Below are 3,508 nucleotides of genomic sequence, written 5' to 3'. Positions count from 1 at the left end.
CTTGATGCGATCCGTGGCGTCGTAATCGGCGGCGAGCTTCCGGAGCCGGATGGCCGAGCCGTCGTGCTGCATCACCTGCACCACTTCACCCGGAGCGTACTCCGCGGTGATCTCGTCGCGGCTTTCGATGAAATCCAGCCGGTTCACCGCTTCGTTGTGCTGGCGCACGTACTCGTAGCTCTTGGTCGAGCCTGCGTGGTTGTTGAAAGCCACGCACGGCGAGATGACGTCGATGAACGCGGCGCCCTTGTGCTCGATCGCGCCCTTTATGAGCGGGACGAGCTGCTGCTTGTCACCCGAGAAGCTGCGCCCGATGTAGGTCGCGCCCAGGATCAGCGCCATCCCGATGAGGTCGAGGGGCTCGTCCATGTTCGCGATGCCGCGCTTGGATTTCGAGCCCCTGTCGGCGGTCGCCGAAAACTGGCCCTTGGTGAGGCCGTACACGCCGTTGTTCTCGACAATGTAGACCATGTTCACGCCGCGCCGGATGGCGTGGACGAACTGGCCGATGCCGATCGAGGCCGAGTCGCCGTCGCCCGAGACGCCGAGGTAAAGGAGGTCGCGGTTCGCGAGGTTGGCGCCCGTCAGCACCGACGGCATGCGCCCGTGGACACTGTTGAAGCCGTGCGAGTTGCCTAGGAAGTAATCGGGCGTCTTCGACGAGCACCCGATTCCCGAGAGCTTTGCGACGCGATGTGGCTCGATATCGAGCTCCCAGCACGCCTGGACGATCGCGGCGCTGATCGAATCGTGCCCGCAGCCCGCGCACAGGGTCGAGATCTTGCCTTCGTAGTCCCGCCGGACATAACCGACCTTGTTTTTCGCGAGCGTCGGGTGGTGAAGCTTGGGTTTTGCGAGATACGTCATGGGTATCCTATCCTGCGTTCGATACGCGCTTCAGCGGCACGACTGTGCGCGCGGCTGCGTGCTGCGAGATCTGCTCGACGATGTAGCGCGCGGTGATCGGCGTGCCGTCGTAGTGGCAGATCGAGAGGAGTCGCGTCGGGTTCACCTTCGCTTCGTTCACGAGCATCGTCTTCAGCTGCGCATCGCGGTTCTGCTCTATCACGAACACCCACGGGTGCGACGCGACGAAGTCATTGATCTCTTCCTGGAAGGGGAAAGCACGCACGCGCAGCGCGTTGACGTGGATGCCGCGCTCGCCGAGGACCTCGAGCGCTTCCTGCATCGCAGGGCTCGTCGAGCCGTAGAAGATCGCGCCGAAGCGGGCCGGCTTCTCGGCCGGATACAAGAGCGGCTTCGGCACGATCGACTTCGCCGTCTCGAACTTGCGGAGCAGGCGCTGCATGTTGTCGATGTAATCGGGCCCGGCATCGCTGTAGCGGGCGTAGCGGTCCTTGGTGGTGCCGCGGGTGAAATACGCGCCGTGCGTCGGATGCGTGCCGGGATAGGTGCGGAAAGGGATGCCGTCGCCGTCCACGTCGAGGTAACGCCCGAAATCCTTGCCGGACTCGAGCTCGGCGTGGCTCATCACCTTGCCGCGGTCGTAGGCCTTGGTGTCGTCCCACCGCAGGGGCTCGCACAGGCGCTCGTTCATGCCGATGTCGAGGTCGAGGAGCACGAACACCGGGGTCTGCAGGCGGTCGGCCAGGTCGAAGGATTGCGCCGCCATCTCGAAGCCCTCGCGCGGGTCCTCGGGAAAGAGCAGCACGTGCTTGGTGTCGCCGTGGGAGGCGTAGGCGCACGCCAGCACGTCGGATTGCTGCGTGCGGGTCGGCATCCCGGTCGAGGGGCCGGCGCGCTGGACGTCGAAGATCACCGCGGGGATCTCGGCGAAATAGGACAGGCCGATGAACTCCTGCATCAGCGAGACGCCCGGTCCCGAGGTGCAGGTGAACGCGCGCGCGCCATTCCAGCCGGCGCCGACGACCATGCCGATCGAGGCGATCTCGTCCTCGGCCTGGACGATGGCGTAGCGAGCTTGTCCGGTCACCGGATCGTGCCGCAGCTTGCCGCAGTAGTTCGTGAAGGCCTCCGCCAGCGAGGTCGACGGGGTGATGGGGTACCAGGCGCAGACCGTGGCCCCGCCATAGACCGCGCCCAGGCCGGCGGCCATGTTGCCCTCGACATAGATGCGGTCGCCCACCTTGTCGGCGCGGCGGGCCCGCAGGCCGATGGGCGTGAGGTTGGCCTTCACATAGTCGGCGCCCATGTGCAGGGCCGCGACATTGGCGGCGATCAGCCGCTCCTTGCCGGCGAACTGCTCGGCCAGCAGTTGCTCGATGACCCCGATCTCGATGTCCAGCAGGGCCGCCAGGGCGCCCACATAGATGGTGTTCTTGAACAGCTGGCGTTCGCGCGGGACCGAATAGGCCTCGTTGCACATCGCGGTCAGGGGCACGCCCACCACCGTGATGTCCTGGCGGAATTTCGACGGCGGCAGCGGCTTGGTGCTGTCGTAGAACAGGTAGCCGCCGGGCTCGATCTCGGCGAGATCCCGGTCCCAGGTCTGGGGGTTCATGGCCACCATCATGTCCACTCCGCCACGCCGGCCCTGGTGGCCGGCCTCGGTGACGCGGACCTCGTACCAGGTGGGCAGGCCCTGGATGTTGGAGGGGAAGATGTTGCGGGCGGCCACAGGCACGCCCATCCGCAGGAAGGACTTGGCGAACATGGCGTTGGCGCTGGCCGAGCCGGAGCCGTTGACGTTGGCGAACTTGACGACGAAGTCGTTGACGGCCTCTAGCGGGCGCATGGCTTTTCCCCCGCATGGGTCATCTCAAGGGTGAACTGCTGCATGTCCCAGGCGCCGGTGGGACAGCGCTCCGCGCAGAGGCCGCAGTGCAGGCAGACGTCCTCGTCCTTGACCATCACCCGGCCGGTCTTCAGCTCGCCGGAGACGTAGAGGTCCTGGGTCAGGTTCAGAGCCGGGGCGCTGAGGCGCATCCGCAGGTCGTCCTCCTCGCCATTGGCGGTGAAGGTGATGGCGTCCACCGGGCAGATGTCGACGCAGGCGTCGCACTCGATGCAGATCGGCTCGGCGAACACCGTCTGGACGTCGCAGTTCAGGCAGCGCTGCGCCTCGGCGAAACCCAGCAGGGGATCGAAGCCCAGCTCGACCTCCAGCTTCACGTTCTTCAGCGACTCGCCCTTCTCCCGCAGGGGCACGCGGTGGCGCAGGTCGTTGGAGATGTCGTTGTCGTAGCTCCACTCGTGGATGCCCATCTTCTGGCTGACCATCGAGGTGCCCGGGGCCGGCCGGTCGCGGACGTCCTGATCCTGGCAGAACCTGTCGATGGAGATGGCCGCGTCGTGGCCCTGGGCGACCGCCCAGATGATGTTCTTGGGCCCAAAGGCCGAGTCGCCGCCGAAGAACACCCGAGGCAGGGTGGACTGGAAGGTGACCTCGTCGACCTTGGGCATTCCCCATTCGTCGAAGTCGAGGCCGAGGTCGCGCTCGATCCAGGGGAAGGCGTTCTCCTGGCCCACCGCCACCAGGACGTCGTCGCATTCGAAGTGCTGGTCGGGTTCGCCGGACGGGACCAGC

Annotated in this window: 3 protein-coding genes; all 3 read right to left on the bottom strand. The window is 66.0% G+C overall.

The features are described 5' to 3' along the window. The coding region (locus AC30N0_RS09930; protein ID WP_489517760.1) for a 2-oxoacid:ferredoxin oxidoreductase subunit beta at positions 1-867 on the bottom strand (867 nt) is incomplete at its 3' end. 7 nt (positions 868-874) lie between these two features. Next, on the bottom strand, positions 875-2,716 hold the full coding sequence (locus AC30N0_RS09925; RefSeq protein ID WP_489517759.1) for a 2-oxoacid:acceptor oxidoreductase subunit alpha: 1,842 nt from the start codon (positions 2,714-2,716) through the stop codon (positions 875-877). Continuing rightward, positions 2,704-3,508: 4Fe-4S dicluster domain-containing protein (locus AC30N0_RS09920; RefSeq protein WP_489517758.1), on the bottom strand; the 805-nt coding region annotated here is incomplete at its 5' end. The genes AC30N0_RS09920 and AC30N0_RS09925, both read right to left, overlap by 13 nt.

The sequence above is a fragment of the Rhizobacter sp. genome, assembly GCF_031412495.1.
Taxonomy (GTDB): domain Bacteria; phylum Pseudomonadota; class Gammaproteobacteria; order Burkholderiales; family Burkholderiaceae_C; genus Schlegelella_A.
This window is presented reverse-complemented; position numbering and strand designations above follow the sequence as displayed.